This is a genomic window from Actinotignum schaalii, assembly GCF_028864145.1.
Classification (GTDB): domain Bacteria; phylum Actinomycetota; class Actinomycetes; order Actinomycetales; family Actinomycetaceae; genus Actinotignum; species Actinotignum schaalii_B.
In genome coordinates, this window is sequence record NZ_JARBHJ010000017.1 from 18,377 (window position 1) to 36,530 (window position 18,154).

Genomic DNA, 18,154 nt, shown 5'->3' on the forward strand with positions numbered 1-18,154 from the left:
TGACCTAGAGCTGCACGGTGACCTAGAGCTGGAGGGTGCCCGCCCACTGGTTGGCGACCGTATCGAGGTAGCCGAGGTGGTCGTCGAACAAACCGGCGTATCTTTCGGTCATCTCCAGGGTGATGGTTCCTACCAGTTCCGTCCACGCGCGGATCACGGAGACAATGAGGCCGTCGGGAAGTTCACCCAGTTCCGCATCGAGGGAACCGAAGGTCATGCGAATCCGCCACAGATCCACCCCGAGCGCGCGGGTTTCCGGGCCGGTCAGGGCTTTATTGCGCCCACCTTTGGCGATGCGAGCCAATTCGAGGGGGACGCGCAGGGCCGCGGCCGTGGTCATTTCCGGATTGGAAAAATCAATGGCGCTGGCACCGTAAATAAGCGAGAAACGATTCGGGTAAGCAAGGGCCCAGGTGTGGGCGGCACGCCAGGCCGCCACCCAGCGTTCCCGCCCCGATATTTTCTGGTCCGCCGCCCGGCGCATCGCTCCGGCCAGGTCGCGGTAGGCTTCGGCCGCCAGGGCGGTGAGGAGTTCTTCGCGAGAGCGTACGTGGCGGTAGGGAGCACCCGGGGAAAGCTCCAGGGAGCGAGCGATCGCGCGCATAGAAAGTTGTTCGCCGCCGGCGCGGTCAAGTTGCGCGCGGGCCGCATCCAGCAGCTTTTCCCGCGTGGTGGGTGCTTCACCTTCACTCATAGCTCGCTCCTGTGTTTGTGCCCGGTAGGCCGCCACAATCGCGGTGGAGCGACCTAGGGAAAGTCTACCGTTCCCCCTGCGTTCAGGGCCGGGATTCTCACGGAAATACAGGCGAAAAGGCGTGGGCCGCTCCATATTTAACCATCTGGAAAACACTGCCGGTACCGGCTAGACTGAGGGACTGACCTATCTGTTCGCGGGCGTAAGCATGCGAACGGGCCGGTCAACGCATAACCCTTCTGCCGCGGACGGACCGCGGCCGTTTAGACCAGAGGAGGTGGGTAGACATGCGTGAATACGAGATGATGATCATCCTTTCTCCGAACGTTGACGAACGTAATTTGTCGACCAACGTTCAGAAGCTGCTCCAGGTTGTCCCCAATGAGGGCGGCGAACTGGAAAAGGTCGATATTTGGGGCCGCCGGAAGCTTGCTTATGACATTAACAAGCACTCCGAGGGTATTTACGTCGTCGTCGATATGAAGGCGACTCCCGCAACTGCAAGCGAACTTGACCGCCAGCTCGGCCTCAATGAGGACGTGCTCCGCATCAAGCTCCTGCGTCGCGAAGCAAAGTAAACGTACCACCAGCGTAAGAACCGAATCTGAGAAAACAACGGGGTAATAGGAGCGATTATGGCAAACGAACCGGTCATTACGATCGTCGGTAACCTCACCGCCGATCCGGAAATGCGTTTCACGTCAGGTGGTGTGGCGGTCGCGAGCTTCACGGTTGCTTCCACCCCGCGCAAGCGCAATGCCCAAACTGATCAGTGGGAAGATGGCGAACCAATGTTCGTGCGGTGCTCGGCGTGGCGTGACTACGCGGAGAATGTCGCCGAATCGCTGTCCAAGGGCATGCGCGTGCTGGTAACGGGCCGGCTTACGGTCAACCGTTACCAGACCCAGAACGGGGAACAGCGCGAAGGTCTGGAACTTCAGGTTGATGAAATCGGGCCCTCGCTGCGTTACGCCAAGGCCCAGGTTACGAAAACCAGCGGCGGCGGTAATTACAACCGCGGCAACCAGGGTGGCTACGGCCAGAACCCGGGCGGCCAGGGCGGGCAGGGCTCCTACGGGGGTCAGGCCAGCTACAACGCCCCGCAGGGCGGCTCGGCTTACGATCCGTGGAGCCAGCAGCCGCAAGCCCCGCAGGGCGGTTCCGCTTTCGACGATATGCCCCCGTTCTAAATTTTCGTCTGGATTTCCGTTCTAGATTTTCGGGATTACGCACACACCAGTTATTGACATTTTGACTCGGGCTACCGCCCCGCAGCGCGCCGCGCAGTGTAACGCGCGGGATTCGCGGGAATTGCGCTAGGCACGAGTCGCAGCAACATTAGGAGACAACTATGGCGAAGGGACATCTTCGCAAGCCGTTGAAGCGGAAGACCGCTCCGGTGAAGGCCATCAAGGTCGGCAATATTGACTACAAGGACACCGCTACGCTGCGCAAGTTCATTTCGGACCGCGGCAAGATCCGCGCCCGCCGCGTGACCGGTGTCAACGTTCAGGAGCAGCGCAAGATCGCCAAGGCGATTAAGAACGCCCGTGAGATGGCTCTGCTTCCCTACTCGAGCAACGCTCGCTAAGGAGGCACATAATGAAGCTCATTCTTACGCACGACGTCGAACGCCTCGGCACCGCCGGTGACGTTGTCACCGTCAAGGACGGCTACGGCCGTAACTACCTGCTGCCGCGCGGCTACGCCACTCCGTGGACCAAGGGTGCCCAGAAGCAGATCGACCAGATGGCCGAAGCGCGCCGCAAGCGCTCCATCACCGATCTGGAAGCCGCGCACGCGCTGCGCGATGCGCTTAACGAAGCCGTGGTGCAGGTGAAGAAGGCCGCCGGTGAAAACGGCCGCCTCTTCGGTGCGGTGACCTCCAAGGACATCGCCGAAGCCGCCACCGAAACCGTGGGCAAGCCGGTGGACAAGCGTTGGATTACGCTTGCCTCCCCGATCAAGTCCCTGGGCAGCTACACCGCCAAGGTGCGGGTGCATGAGGATGTCACGGCATCCCTCCAGGTGGATGTGCTGCGCGCACCCAAGAAGTAATAGCTGATAGCTAGCTGATCAGCACGCGAAGGCGGGGGAGAACCGGATGTGGTCTCCCCCGCCTTTGTGCTGCCCGGGCAAGTTTCGTGCTGCCGCTGCTACCGTGCCCGTTGCCGTACCACGCCTGTCCGCACTCCCACGGGCTCCACGAGTCTCACGTACTCTACGAATCACGGGCCACGAGTCACCGTCCACAAGAACCTCAGAAGTCACACTGGCACCAGCGGGGGTGCTAGGTGTTTTCGGAGGTGTACTTCGTATGTACGACATCCGCAGTACACCCCGGAAAACACATACCGGGTCCGGCGCCCTACCTCCCCGGCCCTGGGCCATGGCCTAGCTCGAGCTCCCGAGCTGCACCCACTTTTCCCCGCGTACCCGCAGGTACATGGGCAGGGCCCGCGTGCTCATGCACACCCCGGCATAGCCGATCCACAGCCAGATGAAGCCGGACTGCCCGGACGTCCATTCCAGCAGAGCGAGCACCATAGGCCCGTACAGGGCGAGGGGGATAAACATCATCCACGCGAGGGTTTTAAGATCACCCGCGCCGATGAGGACGCCGTCGAGAATAAATGCGACCGAGGCGATGGGGAAAAATACCGCGATGACGAGGAGGCCCCAGAAAGCCAGCCAGCGCACGTCCCCCGCGGTGCTCATAATCCGCACGATCAGCGGCGAGGCCAGAACAGTGGCCGCGCCCAGCACCGCGCCGACGCTCATGCCGCGGCTCAGGCAGCGTCCGAGCACCGTTCGCAGGCGTGATTCGTCGCCGGCCCCGGAGGCTTGGCCCACGAGAATCTGCGCGGCCATGGCGAGGGCGTCCAGCCCGTAGGAGGCGAAATTCCAGATCGTCATGGTGATTTGGTTCGCGGCCAGCGCTTCGGTGCCGAGTTGGGTCGCCCCGGTAATTTGCAGCAGGATCAGCACGCGCAGCACCGCGGAACGCACGATGAGGGGCACGGAATCGTGGAGGGCGCGGAGCACACCCACTCCACGCGGTGCGAGCGGGGCGTGGTGCTCGCGCGCATGATGTACGACGACGCCGGTAAGGACCACGCCCATGACCGTTTGCGCCGCTGCGGTACCGATTCCGGCTCCCGCCAGGCCCAACCCGGCCGGGTAGATGAAAACGAAGTTGAGGGGAATGTTGACGAGTGCGCCGAGTACCGAAACTTTGAAGGGCGTGGTGGTGTTCCCCAGCCCGCGCAGAGTTCCGGTGGCGGCGAGGACGACGAGCATACCGGGGAGCCCCGCGGCGGAGAAACGCAAATAGCGTGCCCCCTCGGTGATAACGACTCCCTCCGCCCCAAAGACCGCCAGAATCTGGGGCGCCCAGATAGCCAGGATCGCTCCGAGCAGCACGCCCAGGGTACCGGCTAGCCAGAGCCCATCCATGCCCTGGGACAGGGCGGCTTTCATGCGGCCGGCTCCCACGTAGCGGGCGGTGGCGGAGGTGGTGGCGTAGGCCAGGAAAATGCACAGCCCCACAAGGGTGGTGAGGATGGTGGAGGCGAGGGCGAGGCCGGCAAGCGGCCCGGTGCCCAGGTGACCGACCATAACGGTATCCGTGGCGACGAGGAGTGGTTCGGCCAGGAGAGAACCGAGGGAGGGTAGGGCCAGGCGCGCGATCTCGCGGTCGATAGCGTGCTTGGTGGTGGGGGTCTTGGAGCTGGTCGTACCGGAGTCAGTGGTGCAGGACTCGTCTTTGTTGGCACTGTTCGCGCGGTCCCCAGCGGGGCCGTCAGGATGGTTGTCGGGTGTCGTCACGTCCGCTAGCTTAGCCGAGTCACACCCGAGCGAGCCTACTTGAGGAAAGCCTCAACGTGATCGACATCACCGCATATGTGTGTGGAGAACTCGAAGTCATATCTTTCCACAGTTGTGGACAAACTTGGGGACGGGATACCGGGGATTTCCCCCACTCCATCCACAGTTGTGGATAGTTGTGGGTACAAATGGTGAACAATCCCCAAGCTATCCACAGTTTGTCCACCGGTTATGCACGGATACCCCGGCGTGTTTACACATCCGCGCAGGCGAATTAACTTGAAATTCACCTCGTAAACGCGTTACGAAAGCCAGTGGAGATCTATCGCCGAGAAAGGGAAGCTATGTCCGTCGTCAATAACGGTGCAAAGATGCAGGGGTCATCTTTTGAACGTACCCCTCCCCAAAACCTCTCGGCGGAACAATCTGTTTTGGGCGGGATGCTGCTCTCCAAAGATGCCATTGCCGATGTGGTGACGGTGTTGACCGCCGATGATTTTTACCATCCCTCAAATGCCACAGTCTTCACGGTTATCCTGGAGCTTTTCGGGCGTGGGGAGCCGGCAGATGCCATTACCGTGGGTGCGGAACTCAAGAAGCGCGGGGATCTTGAGCGTATCGGCGGGCTGCCGTATCTGCACACCCTGGTTGCTTCGGTGCCCACGGCTGCGAATGCCGGTTATTACGCGAATATTGTGCGCGAACAATCCCAGCTGCGCGGCTTGGTGGAAGTGGGCACCCGCATCGCCCAGCTCGGCTACACCACGGACGGCGCGGATGTTATGGGCCTCATTAATATGGCCCAATCAGAAGTTTTTTCTCTCGGGCAATCGCGTGAGGCCACGGACTACGCCACGATGGCGGAAATCGTTCCCGGGCTTTTGGATGAGCTGGAGAAGAACGCGGAACGCGCCGGCCAATTAGAAGGTGTGGCTACCGGGTTTATCGACCTGGATGCCAAGCTCAACGGCCTGCGCGCCGGGCAGATGATTATTGTGGCGGCCCGCCCGGGTGCGGGTAAATCCACTCTGGCGATGGATTTTTGCCGGCAGGCTGCCATCCATAACCACCAGCCGGTGGTCTACTTCTCCCTGGAAATGAACCGTACGGAGTTGTCGATGCGTTTGCTCGCTGCCGAAGCGGGAGTGTTCCAAGATCGCATGATTAAAGGTGAGATGACACAGCAGGATTGGGACAAAGTCGCCGGCGCCGTCGAACGTATTTCTACCGCGCCGCTCATTGTGGATGATTCTCCGAATCTCACCTTGCCGGAAATCCGCGCGAAATCGCGGCGTCTCAAGCAGCAGCACGATATTCAGATGATCGTGATTGACTACCTCCAGCTTTTGGCTTCGGCCGGGAAGGTTCCCGAATCGCGCCAGCAGGAAGTCTCGGAGTTTTCACGTTCGATTAAATTGCTCGCTAAGGAATTGGAAATTCCTATTATTGCGGTGGCGCAGCTCAACCGTGATTCGGAAAAGCGTAATGATAAGCGCCCTCAGGTGGCTGACCTGCGTGAATCGGGTTCGCTGGAGCAGGATGCCGACGTCGTCCTTCTTATCCACCGCGATGATATGTACCACCAGGATTCTGAGAAGGCAGGCCTGGCGGAAGTCATTATCGGCAAGCAGCGTTCCGGGCCCACCGGCACGGTAGAGGTGGCTTTCCAGGGCCATTATGCGCGTTTCGCAAATCTCGCGGAAAACTAAGCCTGTGGAGCAAAATCGCGGGGGTGCCGCTGCCGATCTGCAACGCACCCCCGCGTAAAATACTTTTTCTACCACCGGCACTCTGCCGCTGGGTTAGTTAAGCCAACTCGAGGCTGTCTCGCACCGCGGCCAGCAGCCGGCAGACGCGCGCCTGCGGCAGTGGCTCGGAGGAAAGCTGGTTCTCCACGTAGGAGAAGGAGATCCCGGTGCCCGGGTCCGCGAAGGAAAGGCAGCCGCCGCGCCCATTGTGCCCGAAGCTGCCGCGGGAGAGCATGGGTTCGCGCTGGCTTCCCAGCTGGAAGACCAGCCCGTAGCGGGAGGTCGAATCACATAGGACTTCGTCGAAGCCTTCGGCTCGGGTGGCCGATACCGCGGTAATGAGCTCGGCATCGTAGCGCGCATAGCGCCCATCGCAGAACATCGCGTAGAGGGTTGCCAAGGAGAGCGCATCAGCATGCCCGTTGATAGAGGGCATTTCCGCATCGAGGAAATGCGGGTCGGTGATGGCCGAATCGGTATCCTTCGGGGACTGGTAGGCGTAGGAGGTTGTGGACTTCGGGTCGGCCTGGGCTTGGCGCAGCGCCCCGCCCCAGCCTTGGGTGCGAGGCCCCCAGAAATGCTTGGCGATGCGGGAGCGCTCAGATTCGGGGCAACCGATCCACACGGAAAGGTTGAGGGGAGCCCGGAAGTTTTCTTCCAGGTAGTGCTTGGGAGTGAGGCCGGAAACCCGCCGCACCAGCTCTCCGGCCAGATAGCCCATGGAGAGTGCGTGGTAGCCGTGTTTGGTTCCGGGCTCCCAGCGTGGGGCCTGGGCGGCGAGCTCGGAGGTAATAAGATCCCAATCGAATAGTGCGCTCGCGGGCAGAATATGGTCAAAACCGGGCAGGCCGGCGGAGTGGCTGGCCAGCTGACTCACCCGAATATCTTCTTTGCCATTGGCGGCAAATTCGGGCCAGTAATCTGCCACTCGCGCATCCGGATCGATAAGCCCGCGTGCCACGCAATCCGCGAAGCAAATCCCGGTCAGGCCTTTCGTTTGGGAGAAAATAAGCTGCACCGCGTTATCAGGGTAGGGCGTGCGTTCCTCGATGGGGTCTTCAACGACGGCGCCATCGGCCACCCCGCCTCCGGTATTTGCACCGGCGGGCGGATTCCAGCCCCCGTAAATATTGACCACGGGTTCGCCGTGCCAGAGCACCGCGATTTGCCCGCCGCGATCTTGGTTGGTGGCGATGGAGGCGGCGAAAGCGTCTACCACTCGCGCAAATTCCGGGGCGTAGGAGCCGCGGATGGAATCGCGCGCCTGCGTGAATGTTGTCATGGATTCCTCCTAGAGTGCGCCGAGGGTATTGACTCGCCCTCGGCAAGGTCCATATACGGGTGCGCGCTGGCTAGCTGCTCACGCATCCGGGAAAAGTAATACTCCTGAAATTCCAGCGCTTCAATCCAGAGGCGTTGCGCGCTGCGGGTGGCGCAGCGGTAGTGGCGCTCGCGGCCCAGGCGCGCCAGGTATCCGTCAATAAAATCAAGTTGTTCCGGGAGCGGCATGGCGTCCATATTGTGATACAGCAGGGTGTCGTGGATGCGGTAGACGCTGAAACGATCCACGTTATCGCAGTCGCCAACCGAGCGCGCCAGCACGCTGGCTTCTTCCGGATATTCGCGATGGCCGGGGTATTCGGGGGAATCTTCCGGATATTCGCTGCGGCCATCGGTGTGCATGGCGATGCCCTGGCAGATCTCCGTGACCTCCGCTTCCGGCATGCCTAGACTTGCCAAAAACGGGCGGATGATGCGTGCGCCGGCGCGGCCGTGGTCTACCGGGCGGGCGGAATCAAATTTCCCGACGTCGTGCAGGAGGCAGGCAATTTCTAGGGTATGTACCGCCAAGCCTTCTGACATGGCAACTCCGCGCCCGATGGCCGCCACTCGTAAACAGTGTTCATAGCGGTAGCGGCGGGCGCGCGGGCTGGCCGGGGCGCCTTCCAGGTGCTCGCGCAGGAACGCGAGGGCGGGGCGCAGGTACGGATTCGTTGTCACGTTTCTATTGTGGCACGCCGCGCCAGCTCCCTTCCGTACTTAAGTGCTACGACGACGCTTGCGCACCCGGCGCGCCACTACCCGCGCCAGGTAAATCCCCACCGCGCCCAGTTCCCAGATGAGGGCTTTCGGGGTGGTGGAGGGCGCGAGGCTGGCTCCGCGCATGACCGGGCTGAATCCGAATTTCACCGCGAAGTACCGGGCGCGGGGTACGTGCTGCCAGGAGGTCACGATGACCGCGGCGATGGTGCCATCGGGCAGTAGCCCGGGAACCGGATCGTACCGGCGGAGCAACGCGGCGCAATCGCCCATATTTTCTTCGGTGGTGCGCGAGTGGCTTTCTGCCAAGATCGCGCTGCGCGGCACTCCGCGAGAGGCGAGCCAGGAGGCCATGACCTGGGCTTCGCTGGGCACGCTGGGTGAGGACCGCCCGCCCGAGCAGATGAGGGCGGGGCGTGCCCCGCGCGACCGCGCGTAGCGATATTCGGCCAGGGCCCGTGCAAGGCGGCGTTTCAAACTACCGCTGGGCAGGTAGCCATGGCGGGTGTGCATGATCCGGCCGCCCAGCACAATAATGACCGGGACGGCCGGATCGATGCCGGGCATGGCCTAGTCCTGATCCCGGTAAGCGCCCTGCCACACGGTGGCAAAGGGGGTATTGGCTTCCACGCGGGCCTTAATACCGGCGGTCACCATATCCTTGGCGCGCTGCACGGCTTCGTGGATCTCCACGCCCTTGGCCAGTTCCGCGGTGATGGCTGCGGCCAGGGTGCAGCCGGCACCCGATACGCGCTCTTCACCGATCTTCGGGGCGCGGTACACGGTGGCTTTCTCACCATCCCAGAGCACATCCACGGCATCCGGGCCGGGGAAATCAATCCCGCCCTTGACCACCACGTACTTGGGGCCGAGCTCACCGATACGCTTGGCGGCTTCGATGAGATCCTCCTCAGTTTCCAGCGTATCCAAGCCGGAGAGGGTACGAGCCTCAAAATTATTCGGAGTGGTGACGGTGGCGAAGGGAAGAATCTTGGTGCGCAGCGCATTATCGGTATCCAGCGCCTGGCCCGGTTCCTGACCCTTGCAGATGAGGACCGGATCCACCACCACATTGTCCCATTCCTGGGAAGCGAGCCCGGCGCGCACAGCTTCAATAGTATCCGGGTGGCCGAGCATGCCGACCTTCGCGGTGCGAATATTCTGGGAGCGCAGCGCCGCTTCCATCTGGGCGCTAATCACTTCCGGAGGGACGGGCACGAAGCGATGGTTCCAGTTATTCTTCGGGTCGAAGGACACGATACACGTGAGCGTGCCCATGCCGTACACCCCGAGTTGCTGGAAGGTCTTCAAATCAACTTGGAATCCAGCACCGCCGGTAGCTTCAGACCCGGCGATGGTGTATGCAAAATACATTCCGCTCCTTTTCCTTACGGGTTCCTGGCACGGTGACGTTCACCTGATATTCCGCCCCGACCCACCGGGGCGTGACCTGCCTTTCACCACTTCTATGCTAGCGAAGGGCTACGACATATTTTTTGGACGTTTTATGCGCTGGACACCAAAGCTCCGGCATTAGCCCAGCTCAGCCGCTATTCCCCGTTGCGCCGGAAGGTATCGGGGTGGCGCCCGGTGCGCCCGGCTTCGAAACGATCCATATTGTCGATCTCCTCGGCTTCTTCTTTGAGGAGAGTGAAATCGAGGCAGGCCAGGTTTTCAGCCAGGTGCGCGGCGGAGGACGCCCCGGGGAAGACGATCCGCCCGCGCGAGAGGTGCCAGAGCAATACCAGTTGGGCAACGGTGCATCCCTTAGCGGCCGCCAGCTCGGCAAGCACGGCGTCGTCGTTCACAGCGCCGCGCGCGAGCGGCGCCCACGCTTCCACGCGAATCCCGGCATCGGTGCAGTACTGCGTGACCTCGGCGTTCTGGAAATAGGGGTGCGCTTCGATTTGATTGACCGCGGGCTGGATATGAGCGGCGAAACGCAGCGCCTCAAGGTGGTGACGCTCGAAATTGGATACGCCAATCGCCAGGGCGCGCCCGTCGGCCACGAATTCCTCCATGACCTGGTACGCCTCCACGTAATCGCCGCTGAGCATGGGCCAGTGGATGAGGAAAAGATCAACGTAATCGGTGCCGAGCTGCGCGAGTGAACGCGCGAACGTTTCCCGCACGGCGCGCGGGGCGTGATTGGGGTTATCGAGTTTCGTGACGAGGAAAATATCTTCGCGATCCACGCCGGATTCCGCGATTGCCTGGCCGACCGCGGCTTCGTTGCCGTACATTTGCGCGGTGTCGATATGCCGGTAGCCCATGGCGAGTGCCTCGCGCACGGCCCGGCGCGCGGTGGCATCGTCCATGCGGTAGGTTCCGATTCCCAGTTGCGGAATCCAATGGCCGGAATTGAGGGGAAGGAGCGGGATTGTTGCCATGGCTCTATTCTTGCAGAAGGTACGACGGCGCAGCCGCACTCTGGCCCCCGGCCAGTTACTCTAACATTGTTAGAGTAGTTTTAGAGTAGCTCCGGGAGAGCCCGAGAAAACGTTGCTATGGCGCGGATTTCTACTCTCACACCAGATGTTAGAGTACTTTAGAGTAGATGTGAGAGTAGCTGTTATAGCTACCGGGAAGCCCCGAGCCACCCGCCCCGGCGCCCGGGTGGCTTACTCACAGCTCAGAGCGAATCAATGGCATTTTTGGCGGTCACCAAATCCGCGCCGGTGCGCTCGCGGTAAGCCTTGATGGCCTCGACCGTGCGCCCGCTGGCGGCCAAAGCGCGTTCTTCAGCGCTGACCCCGTAGTCAGCTGCGGCGTCGTCGCCAGAAACAGTTCCCAACCGCGCCCGCAACTGCGCGATAACCGCGTGCAGGCGTTTATTTTCCTTCCGTAAGCGCTCAATTTCCGCAGCTTGATCGAACCACTTACCCACAGTTCCTCCTCGAACGTGCCGCCTTCGCATTAACCGTACGTATTTATTATTCTAACTTCGCGCCCGTCGCGGCCCCGCAGAAATGAGAGCTACCGTACAGCCGGCGAGAACTGCGCCTCGCTCAGGTAATCTTCACGGTATGAGCGCGGTTACCTATCGTTTTCAGGGCTACACAGTCATCGAGCACCGCATCCAGGTGCCCCTTGATTACTTTGGTGCGTTCACCGAGCTGCCCCCGGATGAAAATATCGCCCATGTTCCCGCTACTATCACGGTGTTTGCGCGGGAAATCGTGCGGGCCGGCCGCGAGGATGCGCCGCGATTGGTGTATCTGGAAGGCGGGCCGGGTCATGCGGCACCGCGCCCGGCGGGGCTGAGCGGCTGGCAGGACCTGCTACTCAACCACTATCGCCTCGTCCTGCTCGATGAACGCGGCACCGGCAATTCGTATCCGCTTGATTCCCTCACCATTACCGCGGCCGGCAGTCCCGCCGCCCAGGCAGCGCTGCTGTCCTGTTTCCGCCAGGACTCTATTGTGAACGACGCCGAACACCTGCGCCGCCACCTCCAAGGCGATGAACCGTGGAGTGTGCTGGGGCAAAGCTTCGGGGGTTTCGCCGCGGTTTCCTATCTTTCCTACGCACCCGCGGGGCTGCGCGAAGCCATGATCACCGGCGGGCTGCCCAGTCTGGACGAGGGCCCGCAAGCCGTGTACCGGCAGACTTTCCCGCGGCTGGCCGCCCGGCATCGCGCCTATTTCGAGCGCTACCCGAATGACGAAGATACCGCCTGGTATATCGCCACCCACCTGGCGGATGTGGAAGAAATCCTGCCTACCGGGGAGCGCCTCACCCCGGCGCGGTTCCGCCAGCTCGGCCAGCGCCTCGGCTTCACCTACGGCTTTGAGCAGCTCCACTACCTGCTTGAAGACCCTGTCTGGTCCTTCCGCGGGCAACGCCGGCTACGCCCCGGTTTCCTTCAGCGCGTGGGCGAAGCGGTGTCCGCCGCGCGCGCCCCGCTCTATTTCGCGCTCCAGGAAGCCATTTATGCACAATCCGGCACCGGCCCGCTGGCCTGGGCCGCGCACCGGGTCCGCGGGGAATTCCCCGAATTTGCTATCCCCGCGCTCGCGATGGGCGGGGTGGGTGAAACTGATCTGCGCAAGGAAGGGCTGGGCTTCCGTTTCTCCGGGGAAAGTGTTTTCCCCTGGCAGTTCGAGCAGGATCCGGCGCTGCTTCCGCTGCGCGGGGCGGCTAATGAGCTGGCCTTCCGCACGTCCTGGCATGATCTGTATCGCCCGGATGTGCTGGGTGGCAACCAGGTGCCGGTGGCGGCGTGGATTTTCCGTGAGGATATGTACGTGCCGGCCGATATTTCCCTGGAAACCGCGGGGCGGATCCGCGGCCTGACCGCGCTGGTCAGTGATGATTACCAGCACGATGCGCTGGGCCGCGATCCGCATACCGTGATCAGTGCGCTGCTCGAGGCGGTGCACCGGGCGCGGTAAACGGTAGCTCAGCGGCCCCGGCCGCTCACGCCGCGCCACCGCGGTAGGTCCCGGCCGCTACTCGGTAATCCCCACCCCGCCGGTTTCCCGATTCATCCGAATCGCAAAAGCGCGCGCTTCGTCCAGGTCGATGCCGTCGAGGAGGTGGGCGCGGGCTGCGGCGTCGTCCTCAGCGCGCAAACGCGGCACCGAGCGCTTGATGCCGTTCTTCCCCACGAAATCGCGGTAAAAATCGCGGATGATGTCCATATCTGCCTCGACGTCGCCGGAAAGATACAGGTGCTTCCACCACCCGTACGTTTTAGTGCGCGAATCAATGAAGCCGAGGGTGATGGGTAGGCGCCCGGCCAGGCCCATACGGTAGAAACCGGACTTCCAGTACTGAACGTCCTTCCGGGTGCCTTCCGGTGCGAGCGCCACGCAGAATTCTTCGCTGCGTTCGGCCTGTTCGAGCAGCGAGCCCACGATTCCGCTGGGATGCTTGCGATCCACTGAAATTCCACCGACAGCGCGCACCACCGCACCCAGCACCGGGGCCTGCACGAGCGAATTTTTGACCAGGAATTTCATGGAGCGCCCGTAACTCCAAAACGCGACAATATCGTAAATGCCATCCCAATTGGAGGAATGCGGGGCGCCAATGAGGATCGTTTTCGACGCGAGGGGTTCGTGCACAAACGTCCAACGGGAGCAGGCGCGGAAAATGCGCGCGGCGGCGCTACGGAATGCCATGGGGGTCCTTTCGCGGAGGGTGGCGTCTGGCCGGTATTGTACCCGCTTCTTGCGCAGCGCTTTTAAGCACGACGACGCAGCGCCGGCCAGGTGCCGGCCCTAGATAAAGAAACGGAATTCGGGCGATCCGGGTTCGACCTTGTGAATATCAATCCCGGAGCGGTCCATGCGATCCAGCAGGTCAGCCAGGTTTTCCGGGTGTTGGATATCGATACCGACCAGCGCCGGGCCGGTTTCACGGTTGGTTTTCTTCGTGTATTCGAAGTACACGATGTCTTCGTCGGCCACGAGCACGCGGTCGAGGAATTCCTTGAGCGCTCCGGGTTTCTGGGCGAAGGTCACCAGGAAGTAGTGGCGCAGCCCTTCGTAGACCATCGAACGTTCCAAAATATCGGCATAGCGGGACACGTCATTATTCCCACCCGAAATCACCGCGATGAGCGGGCGTGGCGTGGCGGCGGGATCGGCGCCACTGCCGGAGAGAGCGGCGTCGTCGTTCCCACTAACGCGGGTTTCGACCAGGGTGTTCAGGCGCCCCACCGCGGCCGGGGCGAGCGCGCCGGAAGGTTCGGCAATAATGCCGTCCACCTGGTAGAGGTTGAGCATTTCGGTGCACAGCGCGCCTTCGGGCACGGTGATGAAGCCGTCCACCAGGTCGCGCGCCGCGGCGTAGGTGAGGTCTCCCACGCGCGCCACCGCGGTGCCGTCCGCGAAATTATCAACGGAGTCCAGGGTGACCGGCCCGCCCGCGGCCAGAGCGGCCTGCATGGAGGCGGCACCGGTGGGTTCCACCCCGATCACGCGGGTCTGCGGGTGTGCGTTTTTCACCCAGATCGCGGTGCCGGCCAGCAGCCCACCGCCGCCCACCGGCACCAGTACCGCTTCGGGTTCCTGTCCGCTTTGCTCCACACACTGTTCGTAAGCTTCGGCGATGACGGTGCCCTGCCCGGCGATAATCGGGGCGGCGTCGAAAGGATGCACAAAGGTCGCACCGCGCTCAGAGGCGTAAGCCAAGGCGGCGCCGGCTGCGGCGTCGAACGTAGGCCCGCCAATAATCTGTTCCACCCAGGCGCCCCCGATATCGCGGATCCGTTCGCGTTTCTGGCGCGGAGTGGTGGCGGGCAGGAAAATCTTGCCGTGAATCCGCAGGTGGTTGCAGGCGTACGCCACGCCCTGCGCGTGATTGCCGGCCGATGCGCACACCACCCCGGCGGCGCGTTCCTTCTCCCCGAGCGCGTGAATCGCGTTGTATGCTCCGCGGACTTTATAGCTGCGCCCAACCTGCGTATCTTCGCGTTTGAGGTAAACGGGCCGTCCGAGGGCGGCGGAGAGGCGCTCTGATAGCTGCAGCGGGGTGCGGCGCACTGTGCCCGCGAGGGTGCGGGCGGCTGCGGCGATGAGCTCGGGTGAAGGTAATTGAGTCATCCTCCTATTGTGCCGGGATGCGGGTGCGATGGCGTGGCTGTTTCACCACGTGGGTGCGCGCGTCTACGATGGAAGCATGATGGAACCCGGCCACGGCCCTGGCGTCGACGCGGACGCTGATTTCGAATTCGAACGTAAATTCCTGGTGCGTGAGCTCCCCGACGACGTTGCCGAGCACGCTTCCACCCAGGTCATCATCCAGGCATACACCTTCGCGCAAGACGGTTACGCGGTGCGGGTGCGGGTGCGTTTCCCCGATGCGTTTGTGCCTTTTGATGAGTTCGACGACGCTGCAGATTTCCGCGGTGGTTACGAACGCCGTGCGCTCGCGCGGATGCTGGGGGCGGGATGCCCGGCGAGCGCCTCGGTGGCGGTGAAATCCCCGGTGGTGAGCGCGGAACGCTACGAGAAGGAAATGGAAATTGATACCGATGTGGCCGTGCAGATTCTGCGGCGCTCGGTGGACCTGGTCCTCAAGAATCGTTTCTCCCTGTGGATTGATGAGGACGGCTGGGAATTCGATGCTTTTGGCGGGCAAAACGCGGGGCTCATTATCGCGGAAGTGGAGCGGCGCGCGCCGGTGGTGGATCTGAAAATTCCGGATTTTTGCGCCACTGAGGTTTCGGACGATCTGCGTTTCACCAATGACCATCTTTCCAAGGATCCGTGGATGCAATGGGGTGCGGCCTATATGGAGGAGCTGGATGCGCGCGGGCCGCATTTCCTGGACTTGCGCACGCCGCAGCAGCGCGAACGCGAGGGTGAAGGTGCGTGAGCGCGCTATTTCCTGAGCCGAAGTAGCATTGCTTATTTCAGTTCCGATATGGCGTACTGAAACGAGACCTATGGGGCATGTAGACGCGGGTGCATGGCCGGAATATCGTTGAATTCCCGTTGAATGTGAGTAATGGCACGGCCGGGGGCGTCTCAAAACAGCAAGCATTGTTGCGCATGCGTTTAGACTTATACAAGTACTCACCCGTTGTTACATTAACGGACCTGTGTCGCCATATTGGCGTGCACACCACGGCATGTGTATCACTCAACCTGAGGTGAGCGGGTTGCTTAATCCTGCCGTTGAGGGGGGGGGTGCAAACGCCGCCCCTCTTTATTTTCAAAGTCGCTCGACTTGTTAAGAAATTAGGCTGATAGATAAAAGCGGGTCTTGTGATGGTGTGTCGCTATCTTGGACTGTTCCCTAAATGTAATGCGGTTGTAGTAAGATTCTTACTACAACCGCTGTAGGGGGTGAGAGGGTGCTGAGGAGCTTTACTGTCAAGAATTTTGCTTCGTTTAGGGATGAGGCAACGTTAGATTTACAAGCCACCAGGGAGCGGCAGCATTCGGAAACGCTGATGCATTTTCAACGTGCCCGGTGGCTTCCACTCACCATGATTTTCGGCCCGAACGCCTCGGGGAAATCGGCCTTAGTCCGTGCTTTCAAGGCGCTCCGCGGGCTTATTTCGGTTCGGCAGGATACCCGCGAACCGCTCACTCCACACGCTTTTGGGGAGCATGCCAAGCTGCCGTGTGAATTTACGATTGAATACTCGGTTCCGGTGGGTGGACGTGAGAAAATCGCGCGGTATCACGTGGCTGCAACGAATGCACGTGTGGTAAAAGAGTCTCTTCATCAGGTTCTTTTCGATGGCAGCCTCGATCTGGTTTTTGAACGGAGTAACCCGCAGGGGTACCCCGCGTCTTCCGTTACGTTTGGGGAGAAGTATTGCGGGGATGACGTGCTGCTTTCCTTCGGGAAAACGGTGTATCAGAGTACGTCGCTTTTGGGAGTAATCGGGCGTGATGATCGTGCACCGGCTTTCATCCAGGCGGCCTTTCGGTGGTTCTTCGATACTTTGCAGATCGTCGAGCCGGATTCCCAATACATACCTTTACTTGGCAATCTTGACAGTGATTCTGCGTTCCGTGGATCTATTTCTGCGGTACTTTCTCAAAGTGACACCGGAATTCAATCGCTCTTCACGCAGGAAGTGGATCTATCGCGGGTTCCTTTCACGCCGAAAGAGCTCATGGAGATTATGGAGATCGTCGCTGGTGGTAGGGATGTTCTCGCTTCGGCGTATAAAGAGCGATATCTCTTTACGCAGAAAGAAGACTCACCGGAAGAGATGACGGTGAGGGCTCTAAAAACTCTGCATGCTGAGGGCGTCACTTTCGACATTCTCGAGGAGTCGGACGGCACCCAGAGGTTCATTGACCTCCTCCCGATGCTTCTTGATTTGCAGACACCGGGCGTTCGCCGTGTTTATGTGGTGGATGAGTTGGAACGCTCGCTTCACCCCGCGTTGACCCGGCTTTTGGTGGAACGCTATTTGGAGGGGTGCTCCAAGGATACGCACACGCAGCTGATTTTTACGACGCATGAAACGGAGCTACTCGATCAGGAATTGATTCGCCGGGATGAGGTGTGGCTGACGGAAAAGGTCGACGGCGCAGGCCAAGCATCCGAGCTCGTGGCGCTTTCTGACTATGCGCCGCAGGAGCTGCGCAAGGGGATGTCTTTGCGGGATGTCTATCTGAGTGGCCGCGTCGGAGCGCTTCCTAGAAAGATTTAGGAGCGGAAGATGGCGCGGAAACGAAATCAGCGGCCTGTCCGCAAACACCGTAAGCGAGTTGTCGTTGCCTCTGAGGGTGCTACCGAGCGCCTATATATTGCGTCGCTCATTGCCGCTGATCGTTCCCTCGCGTACACGCCTGTATCGGTCGGTAAACAGGGTTCTGTTAAACAGCTGTTGCGGAAAATGCGCGGGGAGCTTCAGAAGTATCCGCTGGAAAAAGGGGAGCATGCCTGGATCATCCTGGATGGCGATACGCTTGATTCTTCAGGGTGGGACATGCTCTCAGAGTGGATGAACGGGCACGCGAATCACCACGTGCTCGTCTCGAACCCATGCTTCGAAACGTGGCTGACTCTCCATTTTGATCCTCACCCCAGGGCTAAGACAGCGGCGCAGGCACTCGACGAGGTGCGGAAGTATGTACCCACATATAGCAAGGGTCAGGCAATCAAGGCGGTGCAGGACACGCTTCGCCCGCTACTCGCGGATGCGGTTCGTAACGCGCAAACCCGGGAGCAAACGACACGCGCTCCCGGGGTGTCTCTTTACGAACAGCTGGGATGCTCGCAGATCTACGAATTTATCGTCGCCTACGAAATTATCGCGGCTTCCGAAGGTCCATGACGGTCGGAGTAGTCCATTCCGCCCTAATGCCGGGTTCTGCTTCTAAGGCACGTGCCAGCGCCGCCACATAATAATTTCGAGGGAATTCCT

The 18,154-nt window shown here is 61.1% G+C and carries 19 protein-coding genes; 9 read left to right on the top strand and 10 right to left on the bottom strand.

Annotated features, from left to right (window positions below; translation table 11 throughout):
• Positions 1-22 precede the first annotated feature (22 nt).
• Entirely contained in the window at positions 23-694 is a 672-nt protein-coding gene (locus tag PWJ82_RS04880; protein WP_274735564.1) for a TetR/AcrR family transcriptional regulator, read from the bottom strand.
• 287 nt (positions 695-981) lie between these two features.
• Here PWJ82_RS04880 and rpsF point away from each other — a divergent pair, with 287 nt between their 5' ends.
• From rpsF to rplI, 4 genes are all read left to right on the top strand, one after another.
• On the top strand, positions 982-1,272 hold the full coding sequence (gene rpsF / locus PWJ82_RS04885; protein WP_016442033.1) for a 30S ribosomal protein S6: 291 nt from the start codon (positions 982-984) through the stop codon (positions 1,270-1,272).
• A gap of 57 nt (positions 1,273-1,329) precedes the next feature.
• On the top strand, positions 1,330-1,884 hold the full coding sequence (locus PWJ82_RS04890; RefSeq protein WP_274735566.1) for a single-stranded DNA-binding protein: 555 nt from the start codon (positions 1,330-1,332) through the stop codon (positions 1,882-1,884).
• Positions 1,885-2,045: 161 nt separating this feature from the next.
• On the top strand, positions 2,046-2,285 hold the full coding sequence (gene rpsR, locus PWJ82_RS04895) for a 30S ribosomal protein S18 (protein ID WP_016442031.1): 240 nt from the start codon (positions 2,046-2,048) through the stop codon (positions 2,283-2,285).
• A gap of 11 nt (positions 2,286-2,296) precedes the next feature.
• Positions 2,297-2,752, top strand: coding sequence for a 50S ribosomal protein L9 (gene rplI / locus PWJ82_RS04900; RefSeq protein WP_016442030.1), 456 nt, complete (start codon positions 2,297-2,299; stop codon positions 2,750-2,752).
• Between the two features lie 336 nt (positions 2,753-3,088).
• Here rplI and PWJ82_RS04905 read toward each other — a convergent pair whose 3' ends face one another.
• Positions 3,089-4,522 (bottom strand): MATE family efflux transporter, encoded by a 1,434-nt coding sequence (locus PWJ82_RS04905; RefSeq protein WP_274735567.1) that lies wholly within the window; start codon positions 4,520-4,522, stop codon positions 3,089-3,091.
• A gap of 344 nt (positions 4,523-4,866) precedes the next feature.
• Between PWJ82_RS04905 and dnaB the strand changes: the two genes are divergently transcribed.
• The gene (dnaB, locus tag PWJ82_RS04910) at positions 4,867-6,231 is read left to right on the top strand and encodes a replicative DNA helicase (RefSeq protein ID WP_274732598.1); all 1,365 of its coding nucleotides are present in this window, start codon (positions 4,867-4,869) and stop codon (positions 6,229-6,231) included.
• 97 nt (positions 6,232-6,328) lie between these two features.
• Here the strand turns inward: dnaB and PWJ82_RS04915 are convergent, their stop codons facing one another.
• The 6 genes from PWJ82_RS04915 to PWJ82_RS04940 all read right to left on the bottom strand — a co-directional run bounded on the left by PWJ82_RS04915 (position 6,329) and on the right by PWJ82_RS04940 (position 11,197).
• Positions 6,329-7,552, bottom strand: coding sequence for a serine hydrolase domain-containing protein (locus PWJ82_RS04915; protein ID WP_274735569.1), 1,224 nt, complete (start codon positions 7,550-7,552; stop codon positions 6,329-6,331).
• Positions 7,549-8,271, bottom strand: a complete 723-nt coding sequence (locus PWJ82_RS04920; protein WP_274735570.1) for an HD domain-containing protein — start codon at positions 8,269-8,271, stop codon at positions 7,549-7,551. The genes PWJ82_RS04915 and PWJ82_RS04920 overlap by 4 nt, the downstream gene beginning before the upstream one ends.
• A gap of 39 nt (positions 8,272-8,310) precedes the next feature.
• Entirely contained in the window at positions 8,311-8,877 is a 567-nt protein-coding gene (locus tag PWJ82_RS04925) for a YdcF family protein (RefSeq protein WP_274735571.1), read from the bottom strand.
• Positions 8,878-8,880: 3 nt separating this feature from the next.
• Entirely contained in the window at positions 8,881-9,684 is an 804-nt protein-coding gene (gene thiD, locus PWJ82_RS04930) for a bifunctional hydroxymethylpyrimidine kinase/phosphomethylpyrimidine kinase (RefSeq protein ID WP_274735572.1), read from the bottom strand.
• A gap of 176 nt (positions 9,685-9,860) precedes the next feature.
• On the bottom strand, positions 9,861-10,700 hold the full coding sequence (locus PWJ82_RS04935; RefSeq protein WP_274735573.1) for an aldo/keto reductase: 840 nt from the start codon (positions 10,698-10,700) through the stop codon (positions 9,861-9,863).
• Between the two features lie 242 nt (positions 10,701-10,942).
• Positions 10,943-11,197, bottom strand: a complete 255-nt coding sequence (locus PWJ82_RS04940) for a 50S ribosomal protein L7/L12 (protein ID WP_274735574.1) — start codon at positions 11,195-11,197, stop codon at positions 10,943-10,945.
• Between the two features lie 139 nt (positions 11,198-11,336).
• Between PWJ82_RS04940 and PWJ82_RS04945 the strand changes: the two genes are divergently transcribed.
• The gene (locus tag PWJ82_RS04945; RefSeq protein ID WP_274735575.1) at positions 11,337-12,704 is read left to right on the top strand and encodes an alpha/beta fold hydrolase; all 1,368 of its coding nucleotides are present in this window, start codon (positions 11,337-11,339) and stop codon (positions 12,702-12,704) included.
• Between the two features lie 57 nt (positions 12,705-12,761).
• On the opposite strand, the gene PWJ82_RS04950 is transcribed toward PWJ82_RS04945, so the two are convergent.
• Together PWJ82_RS04950 and ilvA are read right to left on the bottom strand one after the other, a co-directional pair.
• Complete coding sequence (locus tag PWJ82_RS04950) at positions 12,762-13,436, bottom strand: 1-acyl-sn-glycerol-3-phosphate acyltransferase (RefSeq protein ID WP_274735576.1); 675 nt, start codon at positions 13,434-13,436, stop codon at positions 12,762-12,764.
• A 99-nt stretch (positions 13,437-13,535) separates the two neighbouring features.
• On the bottom strand, positions 13,536-14,861 hold the full coding sequence (ilvA, locus tag PWJ82_RS04955) for a threonine ammonia-lyase IlvA (protein WP_274735577.1): 1,326 nt from the start codon (positions 14,859-14,861) through the stop codon (positions 13,536-13,538).
• A gap of 76 nt (positions 14,862-14,937) precedes the next feature.
• On the opposite strand from ilvA, the gene PWJ82_RS04960 reads away from it, so the two are divergent.
• From PWJ82_RS04960 to PWJ82_RS04970, 3 genes are all read left to right on the top strand, one after another.
• Positions 14,938-15,636, top strand: coding sequence for an adenylate cyclase (locus tag PWJ82_RS04960; protein ID WP_274735578.1), 699 nt, complete (start codon positions 14,938-14,940; stop codon positions 15,634-15,636).
• 481 nt (positions 15,637-16,117) lie between these two features.
• On the top strand, positions 16,118-17,437 hold the full coding sequence (locus PWJ82_RS04965; protein WP_274735579.1) for an AAA family ATPase: 1,320 nt from the start codon (positions 16,118-16,120) through the stop codon (positions 17,435-17,437).
• Positions 17,438-17,446: 9 nt separating this feature from the next.
• Entirely contained in the window at positions 17,447-18,064 is a 618-nt protein-coding gene (locus PWJ82_RS04970) for an RloB family protein (protein WP_274735580.1), read from the top strand.
• Positions 18,065-18,154: the final 90 nt, after the last annotated feature.